This is a genomic window from Streptomyces sp. NPDC091289 (assembly GCF_044757365.1).
GTDB lineage: Bacteria > Actinomycetota > Actinomycetes > Streptomycetales > Streptomycetaceae > Streptomyces.
This window is the reverse complement of sequence record NZ_JBIVUT010000010.1, coordinates 23,052-45,070: the sequence shown is the minus strand read 5'-3', so window position 1 is coordinate 45,070 and position 22,019 is coordinate 23,052. Positions and strand designations below refer to the sequence as shown.

Annotated in this window: 20 protein-coding genes; 16 read left to right on the top strand and 4 right to left on the bottom strand. The window is 70.4% G+C overall.

The genetic code is table 11. From position 1 onward, the window contains the following. The first annotated feature begins 105 nt into the window (after window positions 1–105). Window positions 106–1,086 carry a hypothetical protein gene (locus ACIQPT_RS14900; protein ID WP_401156018.1) on the top strand — a complete coding sequence of 327 codons (981 nt, stop codon included), beginning with the start codon at window positions 106–108 and terminating at the stop codon, window positions 1,084–1,086. Between the two features lie 92 nt (window positions 1,087–1,178). On the opposite strand, the gene ACIQPT_RS14895 is transcribed toward ACIQPT_RS14900, so the two are convergent. Further along, window positions 1,179–3,014, bottom strand: a complete 1,836-nt coding sequence (locus tag ACIQPT_RS14895; protein WP_401156016.1) for a bifunctional metallophosphatase/5'-nucleotidase — start codon at window positions 3,012–3,014, stop codon at window positions 1,179–1,181. Between the two features lie 245 nt (window positions 3,015–3,259). Here ACIQPT_RS14895 and ACIQPT_RS14890 point away from each other — a divergent pair, with 245 nt between their 5' ends. From ACIQPT_RS14890 to pstB, 14 genes are all read left to right on the top strand, one after another. Next, window positions 3,260–4,366, top strand: coding sequence for a YhcG family protein (locus ACIQPT_RS14890; protein WP_401156014.1), 1,107 nt, complete (start codon window positions 3,260–3,262; stop codon window positions 4,364–4,366). 116 nt (window positions 4,367–4,482) lie between these two features. Beyond that, window positions 4,483–5,406, top strand: a complete 924-nt coding sequence (mshD, locus tag ACIQPT_RS14885; RefSeq protein WP_401156012.1) for a mycothiol synthase — start codon at window positions 4,483–4,485, stop codon at window positions 5,404–5,406. A gap of 549 nt (window positions 5,407–5,955) precedes the next feature. Beyond that, the gene (locus tag ACIQPT_RS14880) at window positions 5,956–6,294 is read left to right on the top strand and encodes a MerR family transcriptional regulator (protein ID WP_401156010.1); all 339 of its coding nucleotides are present in this window, start codon (window positions 5,956–5,958) and stop codon (window positions 6,292–6,294) included. A gap of 100 nt (window positions 6,295–6,394) precedes the next feature. Further along, a complete protein-coding gene (locus ACIQPT_RS14875) occupies window positions 6,395–6,832 on the top strand; it encodes a GntR family transcriptional regulator (RefSeq protein ID WP_401156008.1) in 438 nt (145 codons plus the stop codon). Further along, a complete protein-coding gene (locus tag ACIQPT_RS14870; RefSeq protein WP_401156007.1) occupies window positions 6,829–7,737 on the top strand; it encodes an ABC transporter ATP-binding protein in 909 nt (302 codons plus the stop codon). Before ACIQPT_RS14875 ends, ACIQPT_RS14870 begins: the two co-directional genes overlap by 4 nt. Then, complete coding sequence (locus ACIQPT_RS14865) at window positions 7,734–8,732, top strand: ABC transporter permease (RefSeq protein ID WP_401156005.1); 999 nt, start codon at window positions 7,734–7,736, stop codon at window positions 8,730–8,732. Before ACIQPT_RS14870 ends, ACIQPT_RS14865 begins: the two co-directional genes overlap by 4 nt. A 210-nt stretch (window positions 8,733–8,942) precedes the next feature. After that, window positions 8,943–10,601 (top strand): IS200/IS605 family accessory protein TnpB-related protein, encoded by a 1,659-nt coding sequence (locus ACIQPT_RS14860; protein ID WP_401156003.1) that lies wholly within the window; start codon window positions 8,943–8,945, stop codon window positions 10,599–10,601. A gap of 330 nt (window positions 10,602–10,931) precedes the next feature. Next, window positions 10,932–13,181 carry an RNA degradosome polyphosphate kinase gene (locus tag ACIQPT_RS14855; RefSeq protein WP_401156002.1) on the top strand — a complete coding sequence of 750 codons (2,250 nt, stop codon included), beginning with the start codon at window positions 10,932–10,934 and terminating at the stop codon, window positions 13,179–13,181. Beyond that, window positions 13,168–14,424 carry a CHAD domain-containing protein gene (locus ACIQPT_RS14850; protein ID WP_401156000.1) on the top strand — a complete coding sequence of 419 codons (1,257 nt, stop codon included), beginning with the start codon at window positions 13,168–13,170 and terminating at the stop codon, window positions 14,422–14,424. Before ACIQPT_RS14855 ends, ACIQPT_RS14850 begins: the two co-directional genes overlap by 14 nt. Continuing rightward, window positions 14,421–14,870 carry an NUDIX hydrolase gene (locus ACIQPT_RS14845; protein ID WP_401155998.1) on the top strand — a complete coding sequence of 150 codons (450 nt, stop codon included), beginning with the start codon at window positions 14,421–14,423 and terminating at the stop codon, window positions 14,868–14,870. Before ACIQPT_RS14850 ends, ACIQPT_RS14845 begins: the two co-directional genes overlap by 4 nt. Before the next feature lie 198 nt (window positions 14,871–15,068). Beyond that, the gene (pstS, locus tag ACIQPT_RS14840) at window positions 15,069–16,205 is read left to right on the top strand and encodes a phosphate ABC transporter substrate-binding protein PstS (RefSeq protein WP_401155996.1); all 1,137 of its coding nucleotides are present in this window, start codon (window positions 15,069–15,071) and stop codon (window positions 16,203–16,205) included. A gap of 186 nt (window positions 16,206–16,391) precedes the next feature. Then, window positions 16,392–17,384: a phosphate ABC transporter permease subunit PstC gene (gene pstC / locus ACIQPT_RS14835; protein ID WP_401155994.1), complete on the top strand. Its 993-nt coding sequence runs from the start codon at window positions 16,392–16,394 to the stop codon at window positions 17,382–17,384. Further along, on the top strand, window positions 17,381–18,466 hold the full coding sequence (gene pstA / locus ACIQPT_RS14830; RefSeq protein ID WP_401155993.1) for a phosphate ABC transporter permease PstA: 1,086 nt from the start codon (window positions 17,381–17,383) through the stop codon (window positions 18,464–18,466). The genes pstC and pstA overlap by 4 nt, the downstream gene beginning before the upstream one ends. 39 nt (window positions 18,467–18,505) lie before the next feature. Beyond that, entirely contained in the window at window positions 18,506–19,282 is a 777-nt protein-coding gene (gene pstB, locus ACIQPT_RS14825) for a phosphate ABC transporter ATP-binding protein PstB (protein WP_398615393.1), read from the top strand. Between the two features lie 155 nt (window positions 19,283–19,437). On the opposite strand, the gene ACIQPT_RS14820 is transcribed toward pstB, so the two are convergent. Both ACIQPT_RS14820 and ACIQPT_RS14815 read right to left on the bottom strand, forming a co-directional pair. Beyond that, window positions 19,438–20,436 (bottom strand): anion permease, encoded by a 999-nt coding sequence (locus ACIQPT_RS14820; RefSeq protein ID WP_401155992.1) that lies wholly within the window; start codon window positions 20,434–20,436, stop codon window positions 19,438–19,440. Between the two features lie 5 nt (window positions 20,437–20,441). Then, window positions 20,442–21,062 (bottom strand): DUF47 domain-containing protein, encoded by a 621-nt coding sequence (locus ACIQPT_RS14815; protein WP_015610166.1) that lies wholly within the window; start codon window positions 21,060–21,062, stop codon window positions 20,442–20,444. A 285-nt stretch (window positions 21,063–21,347) separates the two neighbouring features. Here ACIQPT_RS14815 and ACIQPT_RS14810 point away from each other — a divergent pair, with 285 nt between their 5' ends. Then, window positions 21,348–21,749: a metal-sensitive transcriptional regulator gene (locus ACIQPT_RS14810; RefSeq protein WP_401155990.1), complete on the top strand. Its 402-nt coding sequence runs from the start codon at window positions 21,348–21,350 to the stop codon at window positions 21,747–21,749. 42 nt (window positions 21,750–21,791) lie between these two features. On the opposite strand, the gene ACIQPT_RS14805 is transcribed toward ACIQPT_RS14810, so the two are convergent. Next, the gene (locus ACIQPT_RS14805; RefSeq protein ID WP_215107999.1) at window positions 21,792–21,995 is read right to left on the bottom strand and encodes a hypothetical protein; all 204 of its coding nucleotides are present in this window, start codon (window positions 21,993–21,995) and stop codon (window positions 21,792–21,794) included. Between the last annotated feature and the right edge of the window lie 24 nt (window positions 21,996–22,019).

Sequence of the window (22,019 nt, the reverse complement as noted above, 5' to 3'; positions counted from 1 at the left end):
ATGCTCACGCCAGCGACAAGACCACACCGGACATACGTCGGCCCCCGACCGGGAGTGCAATCCCAACCGAGGGCCTGACCACCAAGGAAGAAAGCCGCTTCCCCGATGGATACCCAGCAGAATACTGCGCTCCTGCGCGCCCTGGCAGAGATTCCCGGGCCTCTCCCGGCCCGAGGCGTGATCCACATCGAGATCCCGCACACCACCCACTTCACCGTGGTCGGCAACCACCTCGCCCAGCACCCCGACCTCAGCTGCACCGCCGTCGGCCTCGCCGTACGCATCCAGTCACTGCCCCAAGGAACCAGGGTCGGCATCAAAGCACTCGCCGCCCGCTGCAAAGAAGGCGAAAAACGCATCGCCGCCGCCCTGCGCGAACTGGAAACCCACGGCTACCTCCAACGCGCCCGCGACCGACGCCCCAACGGCAAATTCATCACCCGCACCGTCTTCTGCAACCAGCCCACCGCACTGCTACGCCCCCACCCGGCAGCCCCGTCGCCGGAACCGGAACCCGAACCGGAGCCGATGCCCACGCCGCCCGCACCGCCCGCACCGCCCGCGCAGGAAGACCCCGTACCGCCCCCGCTACCGCTCGTACCGCCCCCGACCGCGCCCAAGCCCCCGCGCAAACCCCTCCCCCAACCCAGCGAACTCACCCCGGAACTCCAGCACGCAGCCACCACCTTCCTCAGCGACCTCCCCCGCCACACACCCCAGTTCACCCTCTCCGAGAACGACATCCACCGACTCGCCCCCGCAGTCGCCGCCTGGCTCGAACGCGCCGCCCACCCCGACACCATCCGCCGCACCCTCACCGACGACCTGCCCAACCCCCTCAACCACCCCGCCAGCCTCCTCAAATACCGGCTCACCGAACTCCTCCCACCCCCACCCCCCGGCACCCACGACCTCACCACGCTCGACGCACTCACCCACCGCCCCCGCATCACCGTCACCCCCTTCCAGACATGCGACGACTGCGACCGCGCCTTCCGCTCCCCCACCCCCGGCCACTGCCGCGACTGCCGCGAAACCCGCGCACACCACGAGCACCGAACCGACGACATGCCAACCGCAGCGTGAAGCGTCGCAACCAAGAAAGGGCGACAGGCCCGCAGGCCCGCCGCCCCTCCACCCCGTCACATGACGGGCTACTGCTACTGCTACTGCTACTGCTACTGGATGACCGTGATCCGGTCCGTCGCCGGCGGGGCCAGCGGGGCCTCGGCCGTGGAGTGGGCCGCCAGGTAGGCGTTGAACAGGTCCAGGTCGGACGCGCCGACCAGCTTGTTCGTGCCTTCGCCGAGGGCCGCGAAACCGTCGCCGCCGCCCGCGAGGAACTCGTTCATCGCGACACGGTAGGTGCGCGCCGGGTCGATCGCCTCGCCGTTCAGCTCGATGCTGTCGGCGACCACGCGGTCCGCGCCGCTCTTCGTCAGGTCGAGCGTGTAGGTGAGGCCCTTGGAGACCTGGAGGATCTTCGGGCTCGCCTCGTTGCCGCCGCTGACCTGCTGCTGGAGAGCGGTGACCAGCTGGGCGCCGGTCAGGTCGACGACGTTCATCATGTTGGTGAACGGCTGCACGGTGAACGCCTCGCCGTAGGTGACGACCCCGTCGCCCTCACTGCCGGACGCCGCGTACACCAGGTCCGCGCGGATACCGCCCGGGTTCATGAACGCGACTTCCGCGCCGCCCTTGTCGGCCGGGGCGAGGCCTTCGAGCTGGGCGTCGGCGATGACGTTGCCGAGCGGCTTCTCGGGGGCCGTGGAGCCGCGGCCGTTGATGTCGGCGGTGATCCAGCCCTGCGGCGCGTTCGCGATCGGGGCCGCCAGCTTGTTCCAGCGGTCGATCAGGCGCGTCATGTCGGCGGCCTTGGGCTGGTCCCGGGTCACGACGTGGTTCGCGGACTTCACCGACGTACGGACGATGTCGTTGGTACGGCGGTCGTAGGTGAGCGTGGTGTCCGTGTAGAGCTTGCCGAACGACGAGGCCGAGGTGACCATGCGCGGCTTGCCGGACGGGTCCGGGACAGTGCACACGTACGCCTGGTGGGTGTGGCCCGTGACCAGGGCGTCCACCTTCGGCGTGATGCCCTTGGCGATGTCGACGATCGGGCCGGAGATGCCGTCGCCCGCGCCGGGGCTGTCGCAGTCGTAGTTGTACGAGGTGGAGGCCGGGGCCCCGCCCTCGTGGATCAGGGCCACGATGGACTTGACGCCCTTGCGGTCCAGCTCCTTGGCGTACTTGTTGATCGTCTCGACCTCGTCGTGGAACTTGAGGCCCTTGACGCCGTTCGCGGTGACGATGTCCGGCGTGCCCTCCAGGGTCACCCCGATGAAGCCGATCTTGACGCCGTTCTTCTTCCAGATGGTGTACGGCTTCAGCAGCGGCTTGCCGGTCTTCTCCTTGGTGACATTGGCCGCGAGGTAGGGGAAGTCCGCGCCCTTGAACTTCTTGCCCTTCTCGTAGCAGCCCTCGACCGGGTGACAGCCGCCGTTCTGGAGGCGGGCCAGCTCGGTCGCGCCCTCGTCGAACTCGTGGTTGCCGACGGCCGTGACGTCCAGGTCGAGCTTGTTCAGCGCCTCGATCGTCGGCTCGTCGTGGAAGAGGCCCGACAGCAGCGGACTCGCGCCGACCATGTCGCCGCCGGCCGCCGTGACGGAGTACGGGTTGCCCTTGCGCGCGGTGCGCAGCGAGGTCGCCAGGTACTCGACGCCACCGGCCGGGATCGCCTCGACGGTGCCGTCCGCGTGCGTCTTGTCGACCGTACCGGCGGAACCGGCCGGCGGCTCCAGGTTGCCGTGCAGGTCGTTGAACGACAGCAACTGCACGTCGACGGTGCGGGACTTGTGGCCGTTCCCGTGGCCATGCCCGTGGCCATGCCCGTGCCCGTTGCCCCGGTCATGGGCGCCGGCCGGCATCGCGGCGACGAGCGCGCCCACGGTGGCCAGACCGGCCGCGGCGGCGAGCACCCGCCGCGTCGCACGGTTCTTCTGCGGAGTCGCTGACATCGGTCCCCTTGTGTGTCAGTGGTGTCGCTGGTCTCGGTGGTATCGCTGGTGTCAGGTCTGGAATCCTGCGTGCCGCAGCCTAGAGTCAACGCGCGTAGCGCAACAGGTGTTCGGGGTTACGGACTGGTTGCCATCCGGCCAAATGGCTCGTCAGAAACAGCCCACGAGCGCCCGGGTCACCCGTATGGCTCATATATCCGGGCAGAAACGTCACCGCATGCATCGCCACCGGAAGCCTGTACGCCATGGAGAACGAACTCGCGGCCACGGCGAAGGTTCCGGGCCAGCAGCAGCCGTCGGCAGAACTTCCCGCCGGGCCTCCCGCCGGCCTTCCCGACGGCTTCCTCGACATGGTCGACGACCTCAAGGCGATCGTCCGCGGCGCCCATGTCCGAGCACAGCTCAAGGTCAACACCGAGATGCTCCGGATGTACTGGGAGATCGGGCGGACCATCCTGGAGCGCCAGAGCGGTGAAAGGTGGGGTACGAAGGTCATCGAGCGGATCGCCACGGAGCTGCGGACGGAGTTCCCGCAGCAGCGGGGATTCAGCCGGTCCAACCTTCACTACATGCAGCAGATGGCCCGGACCTGGCCCGATTCAATTGTCCAACAGCCTGTTGGACAATTGCCCTGGGGCCACGTCGTCCTCCTCATGGGCAAGTGCGCGACCCGTTTCGAGCGGGACTTCTACGCCCAGCACGCCGTCCACCACGGCTGGTCGCGTACGCATCTGGAGTCGGCGATCCACCGGCAGCTGCACCTCTCCGAAGGGGCTGCCGCGAACAACTTCGACGTCAGCCTGCCCGGCAAGTCCGACGCCGTGCGGCAGATCCTCAAGGACCCCTACCGCCTCGACTTCACCGAGCTCACGGGCCGGCCGGCGGAGCGCGATCTGGAGGACGCGCTCGTCGACAACCTCGTCCGGTTCCTGACCGAGCTGGGCGTCGGGTTCGCCTTCGTCGGACGCCAGTACCCGATCGTGGTCGGCGACTCCGAGTACCGCATCGATCTCCTCTTCTACCACTGCAAGCTGCACTGCTACGTCGTGCTGGAGCTGAAGACCCGCAAGGCGCGGGCCGAGCACTTCGGGCAGCTCGGGTTCTACGTCTCGGTGGTGGACGACCTGGTCAGGGACAAGGAGCGGGACGAGCCCACGCTCGGCATCCTGATCGCCGAGAGCCGGGACCGGGCCATGGTGGAGTACGCCCTGCGCGGGTACAACGCCCCGCTGGCCGTCAGCACGTACGCCGGGCTCCCCGAAGGGGTACGGGAGCTGCTGCCCAGCGCGGAGGACCTCTCCCGCATCGCGGACCACGTCCTCAACGCCACGCCACCGCCCGAGGACGCCTGACCGCCCCTCCCACCCTGGGCCGCGCACCGGCCGGCCCCCACACAGGCCGCAGCACCGCAGCCCCGCCACCCCGCCGCGCCCCCGTCGGGCGCGCCCATCGCCGTACGCTCGGAGACATGACGACTGACGTACCCCTCCCCGCTCCCGGACGCGAGGTCCAGACCCTCGACGCACTCGACTCCGCGCAGGCCGACGCCGTCCTCGCCCTGCTCGCCGAGGCCGCTCGGTCCGACGGCCGGCAGGCGGTCTCCGAGCAGGGCAGACTCCGGATCCGGGGCGGACACCGCGACGGCGTACGGCACTTCCTCCTCACCGTCGACGGCGCGCTCGCCGGATACGCCCAGCTCGAGGACACCGACCCGGTCGAGGCCCCGGCCGCCGAGCTGGTCGTCCACCCCGACCGGCGCGGCAACGGGCACGGCCGGGCGCTCGGCGCGGCCCTCCTCGCCGCGACCGGCAAGCGGCTGCGGGTCTGGGCGCACGGCGGCAGCTCCGCGGCCCGCCACCTGGCCCAGGTCCTCGGCCTCTCCCTCTTCCGCGAACTGCGCCAGCTCCGGCGGAGTCTGATCCCGCTCGACCTCGCGGAGCCGGTGCTGCCCGAGGGCGTCACCGTACGGACCTTCGAGCCGGGCCGCGACGACGCCGCCTGGCTCGCCGTGAACCGGGCCGCCTTTGCTCACCACCCCGAGCAGGGGACGCTGATCCAGCAGGACCTGGACGACCGCAAGGCAGAGCCCTGGTTCGACCCGAAGGGCTTCTTCCTGGCCGAGCAGCACGGCGAGATCGTCGGCTTCCACTGGACGAAGGTGCACGCCGAGGAGCAGCTCGGCGAGGTGTACGTGGTCGGCGTCCTGCCCGAGGCCCAGGGCGGCGGCCTCGGCAAGGCGCTGACCTCGATCGGCCTGCACCACCTGGCGGCCCAGGCGCTGCCCACCGCGATGCTCTACGTGGACGCGGACAACACGGCGGCCGTGACGGTGTACGAGCGGATGGGCTTCACCACGCACGAGGTGGACCTGATGTACCGCACCGAGTCCTGAGGCCGTCGGACGCGACAGCTTCCGGAGCATCGCCGCCACAGAAGTACCGCACCCCACTCCGAAGAAAATCTATCGTGGCGGGAGTAGACATCTGGCCTTCGGCGGGGTTAGCGTTTTCCTCGTGGCCGGAGCGACAGGCGGAACGGCAGTGGAGCGAGGGAGCCGGAAACGGTGGGTTCCCCCACTGGCTGCCGGGCCGGGCGACCCCAGGGGTCGCACGTCACCACCGCCGCACGGCCGCATCCGCAGTACCGAAACGCTGAACCGCACGAGGTAAGGAGCAGACGCCATCAGGATCGCCTGAGCGAGGAAGACTCCGCTCGGGTACCGCAGGCCCCGGAACGGAAGGTGGTCCCCGGTCAAGCATCCGCGATCCCCGCTTCCCCGCCCTCCCGGGCGGACCGGCGGAACAGATGAGCCGGCGCAGTCGGCCGGCAGATGGTGTTGAAAGCTCGGGGCCCGAGCGCCGCAAGGTGCTCGGGCCCCCCGACGTGTCCCCGGAGAACCCGAAAAGGCCGAAGAAGCCGAGGAAGCCGCAGAAGAGGTGCTATGCCCCCTCGCAGTACCCGCCCCACCAACAAGCTCGACGATGACGACTACCCCGCCTACACCATGGGCCGGGCGGCCGAGATGCTCGGCACCTCCCCCGCCTTCCTCCGCGCGCTCGGCGAGAACCGCCTGATCACCCCGCTGCGCTCCGACGGAGGCCACCGCCGTTACTCCCGCTACCAGCTGCGCATCGCCGCCCGCGCCCGAGAACTGGTCGACCAGGGCACGAAGATCGAGGACGCCTGCCGCATCGTCATCCTCGAGGACCAGCTGGAAGAGGCACAGCGCATCAACGAGGAGCTGCGCGCCGACCGCGTACCGGTCCCGCCGAGCCCCTGACCGCTCCACCCGAACTCCACTGCGGGGCGGCGTCACTTGACGCCGCCCCACTTTTACACCACCCTTTCACTACTCAATTAGTGAAAGGGTGGTGCAGCGCATGGCAGCCGAGTCCGCAGCCGTCGAGTTCCGCATCGACCGGCGCAGCGGCGTCGCCACCTACCTCCAGATCGTCCAGCAGACCAAACAGGCCCTGCGCCTGGGCGTGCTCGAACCCGGCGACCGGCTGCCGACCGCCCGCGAGGTCGTGGAAGCCACCGCGATCAACCCGAACACGGTCCTCAAGGCCTACCGGGAGCTGGAGCGCGAAGGGCTCGTCGAGGCCCGCCGCGGGCTCGGCACCTTCGTCCGCAGGACGCTGGGCACGCTGGGGACGCTGGGCGGCGCGGCCGAGGCGACCGCCGCCGACGCACCGCTGCGCACCGAACTCGCCGACTGGGCCCGCCGGGCCCGGGCGGCCGGGCTGGAGAAGGACGACGTCGGCGCGCTCTTCACCGCCGTACTGGACAGCACGTACAAGGGGGACGAGGAACGATGACCGGCGTCGCGATCGAGGCACACGGCCTCGGAAGAACCTACGGGCGCAGGGGCGGCGGCCACCGCGCCCTGCACGACTGCTCGTTCCGGCTGCCCGCCGGGCGCGTCTGCGCCCTCGTCGGGCCCAACGGCGCGGGCAAGTCGACCCTGTTGAACCTGGCGGCCGGGCTGGACCGGCCCAGCGCCGGGTCGCTCACCGTCCTCGGCTCCGACCGCCCCGGCGACGTACGCGACCGCATCGCCTTCGTCTCCCAGGACAAGCCCCTGTACCCGCAGCTCACCGTCGCCGACACGCTATGGGCCGGGGCCGAGCTGAACCCCGGGCGCTGGGACCGCGCCACGGCCGATCGCATCGCCGGAACACTGCCGCACAAGGCCCGCGTCCGTACCCTCTCCGGCGGGCAGCGCACCCGGCTCGCGCTGGCCCTCGCGCTCGGCAAGCGGCCCGAACTCATGCTGCTGGACGAGCCGATGGCCGATCTCGACCCGCTCGCCCGGCACGAACTGATGGGCGTCCTGATGGCGGAGACCGCCGAGCACGGCACCACCATCGTGATGTCCTCGCACATCCTCACCGAGCTGGAGGGCGCCTGCGACTACCTCCTGCTCGTCGACGGCGGGCGCATCCGGCTCGGCGGCGAGGCCGAGGACATCGTCGGCGCGCACGCCCTGCTCACCGGCCGGGCCCGGGACCTTTCCCCGCACACCGTCGTCGAATCCCGCACGACGGGACGTCAGCTCACCGCACTCGTCAGGAAGGAGGGCCCCGTGGACACCGCCGACTGGGCCGTCACCCAGCCGTCGCTGGAGGAGCTGCTGCTCGCCCACCTCCGCTCCCCGGACGCCCCGCCGCTGCTCACGCCGAGCGCCTCGGCCGGAACGCATGCGGAGGTGGCGTCCGCATGAGCACCCTCACCCGCCCGAAGGACGCCGTCACCACGCCCCCGGCCACCCTGCGCGGGCCGGTACGCGTACTGCTGCGCCTGCACCGCAAGGCCCTCTGGGCGACGGGCGGCCTGCTGGTCATCGGCATCGGCATCGTCGTCGCCCTCCGCGTCTGGATGGCGTCCGCGAAGGAACTGTGCGCCGACGGCGACATCACCCCGTGCGGCGGCCCCGTCTACCAGCCCAGCTACGCCCGTACGTCCACCGAGGCCTTCCTGTCCGAAGGCGGCACCGTCCTGCTCCTGCTGGCCGGGCTCATCGGCGTCTTCGTCGCGGGCCCGCTGATCGCCCGCGAGCTGGAGAGCGGCACCTTCCGCCTGGCCTGGGCGCAGTCGGTCTCCCCCGCCCACTGGCTCGCCGCCCGGCTGGCCGTGCCCGCCGCCCTGACGGTCACCGGCCTGACCGTCCTGGCCATCGTCTACCGCTGGGGGCTGTGGGCGCTCCGCGGATACCCGTACTCACACGGGACCAACTGGTACGCATCCGGCATCTTCCCCGGCACCGGGCCCGCCCTCCTCGGCTTCGGGCTGCTCGCCGTGGCCGTCGGCGCGCTCTGTGCGGTCCTCGTCCGCCGCACGCTGCTGTCCATGTCCCTCACCGCCCTCGTCCTCGGGACGGTGGCCTTGGGCCTGGGCAAGAGGCGTTACGAGCTGTGGCCGACCGTCTTCCGCGAGAACGCCGATGTCGTGTCGTTCAACTCCGGCGACTGGGTCGTCGACATGGGCATGATCACGGCGTCGGGCCAGAAGCTGTACTGGCAGGACTGCTACGACGCCGACGGGGTGCAGGGCATCGAGGCCTGCATGCGCGGCCGGGGCGCCGTCGGCTACTTCGCCGAGCACCACCCCGCCTCCCACTACTGGCCCCTCCAGCTCGTCGAGACCGGCATCCTCCTCGCCCTCGCCGCCCTCGCCGCGTTCGCCGCCTTCCGGGTCCTGCGCCGCCTGCACGGCTGAAAGCGCTCCACAAGCCGTCGGCCCCACGAGGGGGTCGACAACTGCTGTTGGTTTGGTGTTCGTGAGTGGGTTGCAGCACCAGGGAGTGTGTCCGGTGGTGTGACGGGTGAAGATGAGAACAGGTGCTCCAAATCCGAATGGGTGACCTCGATGACGGCTGTTCGTTGTGCTGGGTGACGGGTTGTTCGGCTTTGGGGCGGGGGTGTGGTGGTGGGCGGTGTGCGCGCGTTGGCGGCGCCGTTCGTGGTGTCGGGCCCTTCGGGTGTGGCGGTGCGGGACCGTCTCAAACACCTCACCCCTCAGGACGAGCGGGTGTTGCGGGCGGTCGGTGAGCATCAGGGTGCGCTCGCTTCGCGTGATCTGAAGGTTCGCTGCGCGCAGGGCCTGGAACATGGTGCTGATACGTGGGCTGCGCGTAAGCGGGAGCTGACGAAGGTGTCGTCGTCGCGGATCGCCGGGGCGATCACCAAGGCCACCCATGATCAGTGGGCGCTCGCCCGTCGCGGCCAGGCCGCGCACATCCGGTCGCTGGAGGCCGGGATCAGAACACTGCGGCACCGCCTGTCAATCCCGGTCGGGACGAAAGGCACCAAACGCGCGACGGGCGGTTACCGGTCCAGGGGTGAGTGGTTTCAGAAGTCACGTCGCCTCACCACCCTGGAAGCACGGCACGCTGCCGCCGTCGCGGCCTGGCAGACGGGACGGGTGCGGGTCGTGCGGGGCGGCAAACGCCTCCTCAACACCCGCCACCATCTCGCGGTGGCTGGGCTCACCGAGGAGCGGTGGCGTGGGCGGTGGGAGGCGGAGCGCTGGTTCCTGGCGGCGGACGGCGAGTCGGGGAAGCGGTTCGCGAACGAGACGATCCGCGTCACCCCCACCGGCCAGGTCAGCATCAAACTCCCCGCCCCACTGGCCCACCTGGCCAACACCAAACACGGGCGCTACACCCTCACCTCGACGGTGGTGTTCGCGCACCGGGGTGTGGAGTGGGCCGACCGTATCCAAGCGAATCGGGCTGTCGCCTACCGGATCCACCTCGATGCCGCCCGGGGCCGCTGGTATCTCACCGCGTCCTGGCAACGCCCCCTCGTGCAGGCCATCCCGTGGGAGGCCGCCCGGGCCGGGGGTGTGATCGGGGTCGACACCAACGCCGACCACTTCGCCGCCTACCGCCTCGACACCCACGGCAACCCGGTCGGCGAACCACACCGCTTCCCCTACGACCTCTCCGGCACCACATCGCACCGCGACGCGCAGATCCGCCACGCCCTCACCCGCCTCCTCCACTGGGCCAAGCAGAGCGGTACCACGGGGATCGGTATCGAGGACCTCGACTTCAGTACGGAGAAGACCCGGGAGAAGCACGGCCGCCGCAAAAGATTCCGGCAGCTGATCTCCGGCATCCCCACCGGGAAACTCAAAGCCCGGCTGGTCTCCATGGCAGCCGAACAAGGCTTGGTCATCATCGCGGTCGACCCCGCCTACACCTCCATGTGGGGCGGGCAGCACTGGCAGAAACCGCTGACCACACCCCACCGAAAGATGTCCCGTCACGATGCCGCCGGTATCGCCATCGGGAGACGCGCTCTTGGACACCCGATCCGGCGTCGGACGGCACCGCCCCCACACGACCGGAGAGATCGTGTGCGGCATCGGACCGTCCAGGCCGCACCAGGTGCACGAGAGCGCGAGGGAACCCGCCCACCCGCCACGGACCACGCCCCCAGAGACGTGCCACCGAACGGGACGCGAAAGCGGCAACCCAGCGCACCCAAAACCGTTCGGGATGCGCCCAGAACACATCAGTGGATCCAACACCCACTCATGCACACTGGCCAGGAACGGTGGGCCCGGACGACGAACACCTAGACCGGCCCCCAGGGGCAGCCCCGGCTCACCGACCACGTACAGTCACCGCGCGCCCGAGCCGCAGTCATCCGCAGGCACACCGCTTCCTATACGTCATGTCGCCGTTACCGGCCATTCAGACGCCCTTGCGACGCTCACGGGATGCAGCCAGCTGTGCCCGCCCCCCGCCGCAACGGGAGAGCCCGGGGAAGCGCCTCCACCGGCGCCCCGGCCTCCCCGTCGGGCTCCCCCACCGGCTCACCCCGCCGTGACCCGGGGTTTCCCGGGCCTTCCGCGATCTTTCGCGGCTCCGACGCGCCCGCGGAGCCCTCCACGCGGAACAATGGGCCCATGAGCCAGCAGCCCAGCTCCGAGGTCCCGGTCCAGCCCGCAGCCCAGCCGTCCGTCGGCTCGCTCGCCGCGCACCGGCCGCACGCCACCCCCGCGTCCCACGGGGTCGGCTTCTCCACCGCCGCCGATCTGGATCCCGACCTCGACGCCGACGCGGACGCCTACGAGCCCGACCGGGACGGCGACGAGCTGCCCCAGGGCCGCTTCCTGGACCGCGAACGCAGCTGGCTCGCGTTCAACGAACGGGTCCTGGAGCTGGCCGAGGACCCGAACACCCCCGTCCTCGAACGGGCCAACTTCCTCGCCATCTTCGCCTCGAACCTGGACGAGTTCTTCATGGTCCGGGTGGCCGGCCTCAAGCGCCGCATCGCCACCGGCGTCGCCACCCGCTCCGCCTCCGGCCTCCAGCCCCGCGAGGTCCTGGACCTCATCTGGACCCGCTCGCGCGAACTCATGGCCCGGCACGCCGCCTGCTACCAGCAGGACATCGCCCCGGACCTGTCCGACGAGGGCATCCAGCTGATCCGCTGGCCGGACCTGACCGAGAAGGAGCAGGCCCGCCTGTTCACCTTCTTCCGGCAGCGCGTCTTCCCGGTCCTGACGCCGCTGGCCGTCGACCCCGCGCACCCCTTCCCGTACATCTCCGGGCTCTCGCTCAACCTCGCCGTCGTCGTCCGCAACCCGGTCAGCGGCCACCGGCACTTCGCCCGGGTCAAGGTCCCGCCGCTGCTGACCCGCTTCCTGGAGGCCTCGCCCCAGCGGTACGTCCCCATCGAGGACGTCATCGCGGCCCACCTGGAGGAGCTGTTCCCGGGGATGGAGGTGCTGGCGCACCACATGTTCCGGGTCACCAGGAACGAGGACCTGGAGGTCGAGGAGGACGACGCGGAGAACCTCCTCCAGGCCCTGGAGAAGGAGCTCATGCGCCGCCGGTTCGGTCCGCCGGTCCGCCTCGAGGTCGAGGAGTCCATCGACCCGTACGTCCTCGATCTGCTGGTCCGCGAGCTGAAGGTGTCCGACGCGGAGGTCTACCCGCTGCCCGGACCGCTCGACCTGACCGGTCTGTTCGCCATCGCCTCGCTGGACCGGCCGGAGCTGAAGTTCCCGAAGTTCATCGCGGGCACCCACCGGGACCTGGCCGAGGTGGAGTCCGCCTCCGCGCCCGACATCTTCGCCGCCCTGCGCGAACGCGACGTCCTGCTCCACCACCCGTACGACTCGTTCTCCACCTCCGTCCAGGCGTTCCTGGAGCAGGCGGCGGGCGACCCGGACGTGCTGGCCATCAAGCAGACGCTGTACCGCACCTCCGGCGACTCCCCGATAGTGGACGCCCTGATCGACGCCGCCGAGTCCGGCAAGCAGGTCCTCGTCCTCGTCGAGATCAAGGCCCGCTTCGACGAGCAGGCCAACATCAAGTGGGCCCGCAAGCTGGAGGAGGCGGGCTGCCACGTCGTCTACGGGCTCGTCGGGCTGAAGACCCACTGCAAGCTCTCCCTCGTCGTCCGCCAGGAGGGCGACACCCTGCGCCGCTACTCCCACGTCGGCACCGGCAATTACCACCCCAAGACGGCCCGGCTGTACGAGGACCTCGGCCTGCTCACGGCGGACCCGCAGGTCGGGGCGGACCTCTCCGACCTGTTCAACCGGCTCTCCGGCTACTCCCGCCGCGAGACCTACCGCCGGCTGCTGGTCGCCCCGAAGTCCCTGCGCGACGGGCTGATCGCACGGATCAACAAGGAGATCGCCCACCACCGCGCGGGCCGTCCCGCCTACGTCCGGTTCAAGGTCAACTCGATGGTCGACGAAGCGATCATCGACGCCTGCTACCGGGCCGCCCAGGCCGGCGTCCCCGTCGACATCTGGGTGCGCGGGATCTGCGCGATCCGCCCCGGCGTCGCCGGGCTCTCCGAGAACATCCGGGTCCGCTCCATACTCGGCCGCTTCCTCGAACACTCCCGGGTCTTCTCCTTCGGCAACGGCGGCGAGCCCGAGGTGTGGTTCGGCAGCGCCGACATGATGCACCGCAACCTCGACCGCCGGATCGAAGCCCTCGTCCGGGTCACCGACCCCGCCCACCGCGCCGCACTCAGCCGACTCCTGGAGACCGGTATGGCCGACACCACCGCCTCCTGGCACCTGGGCCCCGACGGGAACTGGACCCGGCACGCCACGGACGCGGACGGCCAGCCGCTGCGGCACGTCCAGGAAATGCTCATCGACGCCCGGAGGCGCAGGCGTGCGACGCCCTGACCAGCAGACGACGACCCGGCCGACCACGGGTCCCGCCCCGGCCCCCGGCACCACACCGGCCGCGCCGCCCGCCGGGGCCACGGGGACGGGGACGGGGGCAGGGGCGGGACCGGAGCGCCTCCCCGACGCCACGGGGACAGGGAGCCTCGCCGACCCCACCGACGCGGCCCGCCGCCCCGCCGACGCGGGCCGCCTACCGGACGCCGCCACCGGCTCCCGGCCCACCGGATCCCGGCCCACCGGCCCCCGGCCCGCCGCCGCCCGCCCCATCGGGGACCTGACCACCGAGGCGGTCCTCGCGCCCTACCTCCGGGGGCAGGCCGCGGACTTCCTGCGCAGCCTGCGCCTGCACCACGAGCACAGCGCCCCCGCGGAGTCCGGCGGCCACGACGCCGCGGCGGCCACCCGCGCACTGCGCCGCGCGGCCCGCCGGATCAGCGGCTCGCTGCACACCTTCCGGGCCGCGCTCGACCCGCACTGGGCCGATCAGCTCCGCGCCGAACTGGCCTGGCTCTCCGGCGTCCTCGCCCGCGAACACGCCTACGCGGGCCGCCTCACCCGGCTCGTCGAGGCCCTGCACCAGCTCTCAGGACCGGCCCTCCCCGCCGCCCGGGGCGCCCGCGCCGCCGGGGAGGGCGCCGCCTCCGACGCCCAGGGCCGCGCCGCCCTCGGGGTCGGGGCCGCGCGCGCCGGGGCGCTGCTGGAACGCCGCCTCACCCTCGCCCGGACCCGGTCCCACTCCGCGGCCCTCCAGGCGCTCGGCTCCTCCCGCTTCCACGCGGTCGCCGACGCCGTCGCGCTCCTGGCCTCCGACGTACCGCTGGCCCCCGGCACCGCGAGCCGGACCGCCGAGGCCCTGCTGGAGCCCGCCGAACGCGCCGAGCAACGCCTCCTCGCCGCCGTGGCCGCCCTCCCGCCCGCGGACACGGAGCCGTACAACGAGGCGCAGGACGCGGCGTGGCACCAGGCCCGCCTGCTGCTGCGGCTGCACCGGTACGCCCACGAGGTCGTCCTCGGCGCCGTCGACCCGGTCCTGGCCGCGCCGGGGCACGCCCTCGATCTGCACCGGGACGCCGTGGAGGCGGCCGGAGCGGCGGCAGCAGCGGCCCGCACCCCCCGGATCGCGCCGGCCACGGCGTACGCGCTGGGCGTGCTCCACGCGGACCAGCGCCACGAGGTGGAGGCGGCGCGGGCGGTGTTCCGGGAGACCTGGCCGTACGCCACCGCTCTGAGCGCCCCATGAGCGACGCGCCTCACGACTCCGCGGGCGGCACGCCCCACGGCCCCGTGATCCGCGCCGCGGGATGCGTGCTGTGGCGGCGCGGCCCGGGCGGCGGCAGCGTGGAGGTGTGCCTGGTACACCGCCCGAAATACGACGATTTCTCCTTCCCGAAGGGCAAGCTGAAGCGCGGCGAGGAGCCACGCGCCGCCGCCGTACGGGAAGTGCTGGAGGAGACCGGACACCACTGCGCCCCGGGCCCCCGCCTCCCCACCGCGCACTACGTGGTGGACGGCCGGCCCAAGGAGGTCGCCTACTGGGCGGCCGAGGCGACCGGCGGCTCCTTCGCCGCCAACGACGAGGTGGACCGCATCCTGTGGCTCGCACCCGACGCCGCCCGCGTCCGCCTCACCCAGCCCCGCGACGTCCAGCAGCTGACCGCGCTCCTGGACGTCCTGCCCCCGTCCTGATCAGTGCCTCCGGCAGGCCGCGCACCCGCCTGCCCGACACGGTTCACCTGCCGTTCACCCTCCCCCGTAGGCGGCTTCACCTGTTCTGCCTAATTTCGGACGTACAAGGTGCGCGGCGACAAGCCACAGCATCCCTCCTCATCGCACGCCGTCGTAGAACGAACTGACCACGGCGGCTCCTGGAAGGAACACCCGAAAGTGAAGCTTCAGCGCAAGAACCGGCTTCGTGCCACCGCGCTCGGTGCCCTCGCCGTCTCCGGCGCCCTGGTCCTCACGGCGTGCGGTTCGGACGACAACACCAGCGGCGGAACGGCCGGCGCCGGCGAGAAGACGACCGCCGCGTCGGACGTCGACTGCGGCAAGGCCAAGGGCCAGCTGCGCGCCTCCGGCTCCAGCGCTCAGAAGAACGCCATGGACCTCTGGGTCAAGAACTACATGGCCGCCTGTTCCGGTGTGGAGATCAACTACAACTCCTCCTCCTCCGGCGAGGGCATCGTCGCCTTCAACCAGGGCACCGTCGGCTTCGCCGGCTCCGACTCGGCGCTGAAGCCCGAAGAGGTCGCCGACTCCAAGAAGATGTGCAAGACCGGCCAGGGCATCAACCTCCCGATGGTCGGCGGCCCGGTCGCGGTCGGCTTCAAGCTGGAGGGTGTCGACAAGCTCACGCTGGACGCCCCGACCCTCGCCAAGATCTTCGACAGCAAGATCAAGAAGTGGAACGACCCGGCGATCGCCAAGCTGAACGACGGCGCCAACCTCCCCGACAAGGCCATCCAGGCCTTCCACCGCTCCGAGGACTCCGGCACCACGCAGAACCTCGGCAAGTACCTCGGCGCCGCCGCTCCGAGCGACTGGAAGTACGAGGCCGAGAAGAAGTGGCCGGCCCCCGGTGGCCAGGCCGCGTCCGGCTCCTCCGGCGTCGCCGCCCAGGTGAAGCAGGTCGACGGCGCGATCGGCTACTTCGAGCTCTCCTACGCCAAGTCCCAGGACATCACCACGGTGGACATCGACACCGGTGGCGCCGCCCCGGTCCAGGCCACCTCGGAGAACGCCTCCAAGGCCATCGCCGCCGCCAAGATCAAGGGCACCGGCAAGGACCTGGCGCTCGACCTCGACTACACCACCAAGGCCGAGGGCGCCTACCCGCTGGTCCTGGTGACGTACGAGGTCGTCTGCGACAGCGGCAACAAGGCCGAGACCCTCGACACGGTCAAGTCCTTCCTCTCCTACGCCGCCTCCGACGACGGCCAGAAGATCCTGACCGACGCCGGCTACGCCCCGATCCCGGCCGAGATCAACGCGAAGGTGCGCGAGACCATCGGCTCCCTCTCGTAACACCAGTGGGGGGGGGGGGGGGCCCCCCCGCCCCCCCCCCCCCCCCCCCCCCCCCCCCCCCCCCCCCCCCCCCCCCCCGGCGGGGGGGGGCCCCCCCCCCCCCCCCCCCCCCCCCCCCCCGCTCCCCCCATCCGGTGCACCGCCGCCAGGGGAGCACACCGCTCCCCCACACAGACCGGAAAGACCATGGCTTCCACCACACCGATAGACACGCCACCGGCACCGCCGGTCCCGCGGCCCGGCACCCGGGCCACCGGGCGCATGGGCGACAAGATCTTCCTGGGCCTCTCCCGCGGCTCGGGCATCCTGCTGCTCGTGATCATGGCGTCGATCGCCGTGTTCCTCACGTACCGCTCGGTGCTCGCCATCTCGAAGGACGAGGGCAACTTCCTCACCACCTTCGACTGGAACCCGGCCGGGGACCCCCCGGTCTTCGGCATCGCGGTCCTGCTCTTCGGCACCGTCGTCAGCTCGATCATCGCGATGGTCATCGCGGTTCCGATCGCTGTCGGCATCGCCCTGTTCATCTCGCACTACGCGCCGCGCAAGCTGGCCGCCCCCATCGCGTACGTGGTGGACCTGCTGGCCGCCGTGCCGAGCATCGTCTACGGCATCTGGGGCGCCCTCGTCCTGGTGCCGTACCTGGAGGGCCTCAACCTCTGGCTCGACCAGTTCTTCGGCTGGACGTACATCTTCGAGAAGACCGAGGTCGGCGTCGCCCGCTCGCTCTTCACCGTCGGCATCCTGCTCGCGATCATGATCCTGCCGATCGTGACCAGCGTCAGCCGCGAGGTCTTCCTCCAGGTCCCGAAGATGAACGAGGAGGCCGCGCTCGCGCTCGGCGCCACCCGCTGGGAGGTCATCCGCCTCTCGGTGCTGCCCTTCGGCCGCTCCGGCATCATCTCCGCCTCGATGCTGGGCCTCGGCCGGGCGCTCGGCGAGACGATGGCCGTCGCCACGGTCCTCTCCCCGAGCTTCCTCATCTCGCTGCATGTGCTCAACCCGGGCGGCGGGACGTTCGCCCAGAACATCGCGGCCAAGTTCGGCGAGGCCGACGCGTTCGGGCGGGACGCCCTGATCGCCTCCGGCCTCGTCCTCTTCGTCCTCACCCTGCTGGTCAACGGCGCGGCCCGGCTCATCATCGCCCGCCGCAAGGAGTACTCGGGGGCCAACGCATGAGCCACGCACCCACCGGCGTCATCGAGCGCCCGACGCCGCCCGCATCGCCCACCCCGCAGAGCAGCCTCGGCAGCCGCTCCCTGCCCCGCCTCGCGCCGCTCGGCTTCGCCGTCGTGGCGGTCGCCCTCGGCGTCGGCATCCCGCTGGCCGCCGGCTGGCACAGCCGCATCCAGTGGGGCCTCCTCTCGGCCCTGTTCTTCCTGGCCATCTCCTACGTGGTGACCACGGTCGTCGAGAACCAGCGCCAGGCCAAGGACCGCCTCGCCACCAGCGTCATGTGGGTCTGCTTCCTGGTCGCCGTCGTCCCGCTGGCCTCCCTGCTGTGGACGACGATCGTCCGCGGCTCCGAGCGCCTGGACGGCTACTTCCTCACCCACTCGATGGCCGGGGTCCTCGGCTCCGAGCACAGCGGCGGCGTCTACCACGCGCTGATCGGCACCCTGGAGCAGGTCGGCATCGCCACGGTGATCTCCGCCCCGCTCGGCCTGCTGACCGCGGTGTACCTCGTCGAGTACGGCAAGGGTTCGCTGGCCAAGGCCGTCACGTTCTTCGTCGACGTGATGACGGGCATCCCCTCCATCGTGGCCGGTCTCTTCATCCTGTCGATCATGCTGATCGCCAACCTGGAGCCGTCCGGCCTGATGGGCGCGCTGGCCCTGACGATCCTGATGATCCCCGTCGTGGTCCGCTCCACCGAGGAGATGCTCAAGCTCGTCCCCAACGAGCTGCGCGAGGCCTCCCTCGCGCTCGGCATCCCGAAGTGGCGCACCATCCTGAAGGTGGTCCTGCCCACCGCGATCGGCGGCATCACCACGGGCGTCATGCTCGCCATCGCCCGTATCGCCGGTGAGACCGCGCCGATCATCCTGCTGGTCTTCGGCAGCCAGCTGATCAACACGAACCCGTTCGAAGGCGCCCAGTCCTCGCTGCCCTTCTACATCTACGAGCAGTACAAGGTCGGCGAGGCCGCGTCCTACGACCGCGCCTGGGCCGCCGCCCTGGTGCTGATCGCCTTCGTCATGATCCTGAATCTGGTGGCCCGCGGCATCGCCCGCTGGAAGGCCCCGAAGACCGGTCGCTGACGCGGCCACAGCGACCTCCCGAAAGAAGCAGTGATTCCCATGGCCAAGCGCATCGACATCAGCGGCCTCAACGCCTTCTACGGCAGCCACAAGGCCATCGAGGACATCTCGATGACCGTGGAGCCCCGCTCCGTGACCGCCTTCATCGGCCCGTCCGGCTGCGGCAAGTCCACCTTCCTGCGCACCCTGAACCGGATGCACGAGGTGACCCCCGGCGGCCGCGTCGAGGGCAAGGTGCTGCTGGACGACGAGAACCTCTACGACGCGAACGTCGACCCGGTCACCGTGCGCCGCACGGTCGGCATGGTCTTCCAGCGCCCGAACCCCTTCCCCACCATGTCGATCTTCGACAACGTGGCGGCGGGTCTGCGGCTGAACGGCAGCTACCGCAAGAGCGAGCTGAACGACGTCGTGGAGAAGTCCCTGCGCGGCGCGAACCTCTGGAACGAGGTCAAGGACCGCCTCAACAAGCCCGGCTCCGGCCTCTCCGGCGGCCAGCAGCAGCGCCTGTGCATCGCCCGCGCCATCGCGGTCGAGCCGCAGGTCCTGCTGATGGACGAGCCGTGCTCGGCGCTGGACCCGATCTCGACCCTCGCCATCGAGGACCTGATCGGCGAGCTGAAGGAGCGCTTCACGATCGTCATCGTGACGCACAACATGCAGCAGGCGGCCCGCGTCTCGGACCGCACCGCGTTCTTCAACCTCGCGGCGGTCGGCAAGCCCGGCCGGCTCATCGAGATAGACGAGACGGAGCGGATCTTCTCCAACCCGTCGGTCCAGGCCACCGAGGACTACATCTCGGGCCGCTTCGGCTGAGCCGCCCCGGCTCCACGCCCCCGATACGGCCTTGCGGTGCTGCATGGCGGTGCCACCACAAGGCGAAAGGGTCCGCCCCCGTTCTCCGTACGAGATGTACGAGGACGGGGGCGGACCCACACGTGTAACCGGCGGATGCGCCGCTCGGCCGGGGCTCAGCCGAAGAGCAGCAGAACCGCTCCGTAGCTCAGCGCGGCGACCAGCGCCGCGGCCGGCATGGTGATGAACCAGCCCAGGATGATGTTCTTCGCGACGCCCCAGCGGACCGCGTTCACCCGCTTGGTGGCGCCGACGCCCATGATCGCGGAGGTGATGACGTGCGTCGTCGAGATCGGCGCGTGGAACAGGAACGCCGAACCGAACATGATCGAGGCGCCGGTCGTCTCCGCCGCGAAGCCCTGCGGCGGGTCCAGCTCGATGATCTTGCGGCCGAGGGTCCGCATGATGCGCCAGCCGCCCGCGTACGTACCCAGCGAGAGCATCAGCGCACAGGCGATCTTGACCCAGACGGGGATCTCGTCGTTGGGGCCCTCGATGTCCGCGATGACCAGGGCCATCACGACGATGCCCATCGTCTTCTGCGCGTCCTGGAGGCCGTGGCCGAGCGCCATGCCCGCCGCCGAGACCGTCTGCGCGATCCGGAAGCCGCGCTTGGCCTTGTGCGGGTTGGCGTTCCGGAACATCCACATGATGCCGACCATCACCAGATAGCCGACGATCAGGCCGACGAACGGGGAGAGGAACATCGGGATGACGATCTTCTCCAGCACGCCGGACCAGATGACGTCCGTCCCACCGGCCAGCGCCGCCCCGACCATGCCGCCGAACAGGGCGTGCGAGGACGAGGAGGGGAGGCCGTAGTACCAGGTGATGAGGTTCCAGATGATCGCGCCGACCAGCGCCGCGAACAGGATCCCCATCCCCTTCTGTCCCACGGGCGTGGCGATCAGGCCCTCGCTGACGGTCTTGGCGACCCCCTGGCCCAGGAAGGCGCCGGCGAGGTTCATCACCGCCGCCATCGCCAGAGCCGCACGCGGGGTCAGCGCCCGGGTGGAGACCGAGGTGGCGATGGCGTTCGCCGAGTCGTGGAAGCCGTTCGTATACGTGAAGCCGAGCGCGACACCGATGGTCACGATCAGCGCAAAGGTGTCCACGAGGTTCAGGACTCCTTGACCGCGATGGTCTCCACGGTGTTGGCCACGTGCTCGAAAGCGTCAGCCGCCTCTTCCAGCACATCCACGATCTGCTTCAGCTTCAGCACCTCCATGGCGTCGTACTTGCCGTTGAAGAGCTGGGCCAGCAGCTTGCGGTGGACCTGATCGGCCTGGTTCTCCAGGCGGTTGATCTCGATCCAGTACTCGGTGAGGTTGGCCATGGTCCGCAGCCCCGGCATCGCCTCGGCGGTCAGTTCCGCCGCCCGGGCCAGCACCTCGATCTGCTGCTCGACGCCCTTGGGGAGCTCCTGGACCTGGTAGAGGACGACCAGGTCGACGGCCTCCTCCATGAAGTCCATGATGTCGTCGAGCGAGGACGCCAGTTTGTAGATGTCCTCGCGGTCGAACGGCGTGATGAAGGAGGAGTTCAGCTGGTGGAAGATCGCGTGGGTGGCATCGTCCCCCGCGTGCTCCGCTGCCCGCATACGCTCCGCGATCTCGACTCGGGAGGCAGAATCCGCCCCGAGCAGTTCCATCAGGAGCTTCGAGCCCGTGACAATGTTGTCCGCGGACGCGGAGAACATGTCGTAGAAGCTCGTCTCCCTGGGGGTCAGACGAAAGCGCACGTGGGGTCCTCGGGGTGCTTTGGATTCGGTCAGGCTGATGCTAGGCGCATCATCCGGCCACGGCTAACCGGCGTTCTTCAGTGTCGCCCATCGGACAAGGCGATCAGCACGGCCCCCCGGTCACGTTTCGGCGGGATTCGTTACGATATACCCGGCAGGGGTATAAGAACGGCACAGTGCGGCGTTGCACAGAACGCAGAACGCGGCGTTGCGCAGAACACGGCGTTGCTCAGAACGCAGAACACGGGACACGGGACGCATGAGGACAACAACGGGAGGACGCAGATGACCACCACCGGGACCGCTGGGACCACTGGGAGCACTGGGACGGAATCGGCGGGCGTGGCGGCCCCGGACGCGGGGGCGGCCGCTCCTGTGGAGATCGTCACCGACCACGACCGCGGCATCCACGGCTACCACCACCAGAAGGACGAGCACCTCAAACGGCTGCGCCGGATCGAGGGCCAGATCCGCGGCCTCCAGCGCATGGTCGACGAGGACGTCTACTGCATCGACATACTCACCCAGGTATCGGCGTCCACCAAGGCGCTGCAGTCCTTCGCCCTCCAGCTGCTGGAGGAGCACCTGCGCCACTGCGTCGCCGACGCGGCCGTCAAGGGCGGCGAGGAGATCGACGCGAAGGTCGAGGAGGCCACGAAGGCCATCGCCCGCCTGCTCCGCACCTGAGGCCCGGCCCCGTGAGCGGCGGCGGTACGAGGGTGGTGGGCGTCACCCCCGGCGAGCGGCCTGCCGGGGGACCGTCGCCCAGGACTCCGCACCGCGGACGTCGAGCACTTCGTCGATACGGTCGGGACTGAGGCGCTCCTCACCCGCCGCCGACGCGGCGATCATCAGCTCGCCGCACAGTTCGATCTCGGCGAGGGCCACACAGTCCTGAGCGTTCGGAGCGCTGAGCGTCACCACCTGCGTCACCTCTCTCTGCCGTCTCCCGGCCGT

Excerpts from the sequence above, each read along its gene's own strand:
- ACIQPT_RS14870 (WP_401156007.1), top strand. The coding sequence starts at position 6,829 with ATGACCGGCGTCGCGATCGAGGCACACGGCCTCGGAAGAACCTACGGG.
- ACIQPT_RS14895 (WP_401156016.1), bottom strand. The coding sequence starts at position 3,014 with ATGTCAGCGACTCCGCAGAAGAACCGTGCGACGCGGCGGGTGCTCGCC.
- mshD (WP_401156012.1), top strand. The coding sequence starts at position 4,483 with ATGACGACTGACGTACCCCTCCCCGCTCCCGGACGCGAGGTCCAGACC.
- ACIQPT_RS14855 (WP_401156002.1), top strand. The coding sequence starts at position 10,932 with ATGAGCCAGCAGCCCAGCTCCGAGGTCCCGGTCCAGCCCGCAGCCCAG.
- ACIQPT_RS14880 (WP_401156010.1), top strand. The coding sequence starts at position 5,956 with ATGCCCCCTCGCAGTACCCGCCCCACCAACAAGCTCGACGATGACGAC.
- ACIQPT_RS14890 (WP_401156014.1), top strand. The coding sequence starts at position 3,260 with ATGGAGAACGAACTCGCGGCCACGGCGAAGGTTCCGGGCCAGCAGCAG.
- pstA (WP_401155993.1), top strand. The coding sequence starts at position 17,381 with ATGAGCCACGCACCCACCGGCGTCATCGAGCGCCCGACGCCGCCCGCA.
- ACIQPT_RS14900 (WP_401156018.1), top strand. The coding sequence starts at position 106 with ATGGATACCCAGCAGAATACTGCGCTCCTGCGCGCCCTGGCAGAGATT.
- ACIQPT_RS14865 (WP_401156005.1), top strand. The coding sequence starts at position 7,734 with ATGAGCACCCTCACCCGCCCGAAGGACGCCGTCACCACGCCCCCGGCC.
- ACIQPT_RS14875 (WP_401156008.1), top strand. The coding sequence starts at position 6,395 with ATGGCAGCCGAGTCCGCAGCCGTCGAGTTCCGCATCGACCGGCGCAGC.
- pstB (WP_398615393.1), top strand. The coding sequence starts at position 18,506 with ATGGCCAAGCGCATCGACATCAGCGGCCTCAACGCCTTCTACGGCAGC.
- ACIQPT_RS14810 (WP_401155990.1), top strand. The coding sequence starts at position 21,348 with ATGACCACCACCGGGACCGCTGGGACCACTGGGAGCACTGGGACGGAA.
- pstC (WP_401155994.1), top strand. The coding sequence starts at position 16,392 with ATGGCTTCCACCACACCGATAGACACGCCACCGGCACCGCCGGTCCCG.
- ACIQPT_RS14845 (WP_401155998.1), top strand. The coding sequence starts at position 14,421 with ATGAGCGACGCGCCTCACGACTCCGCGGGCGGCACGCCCCACGGCCCC.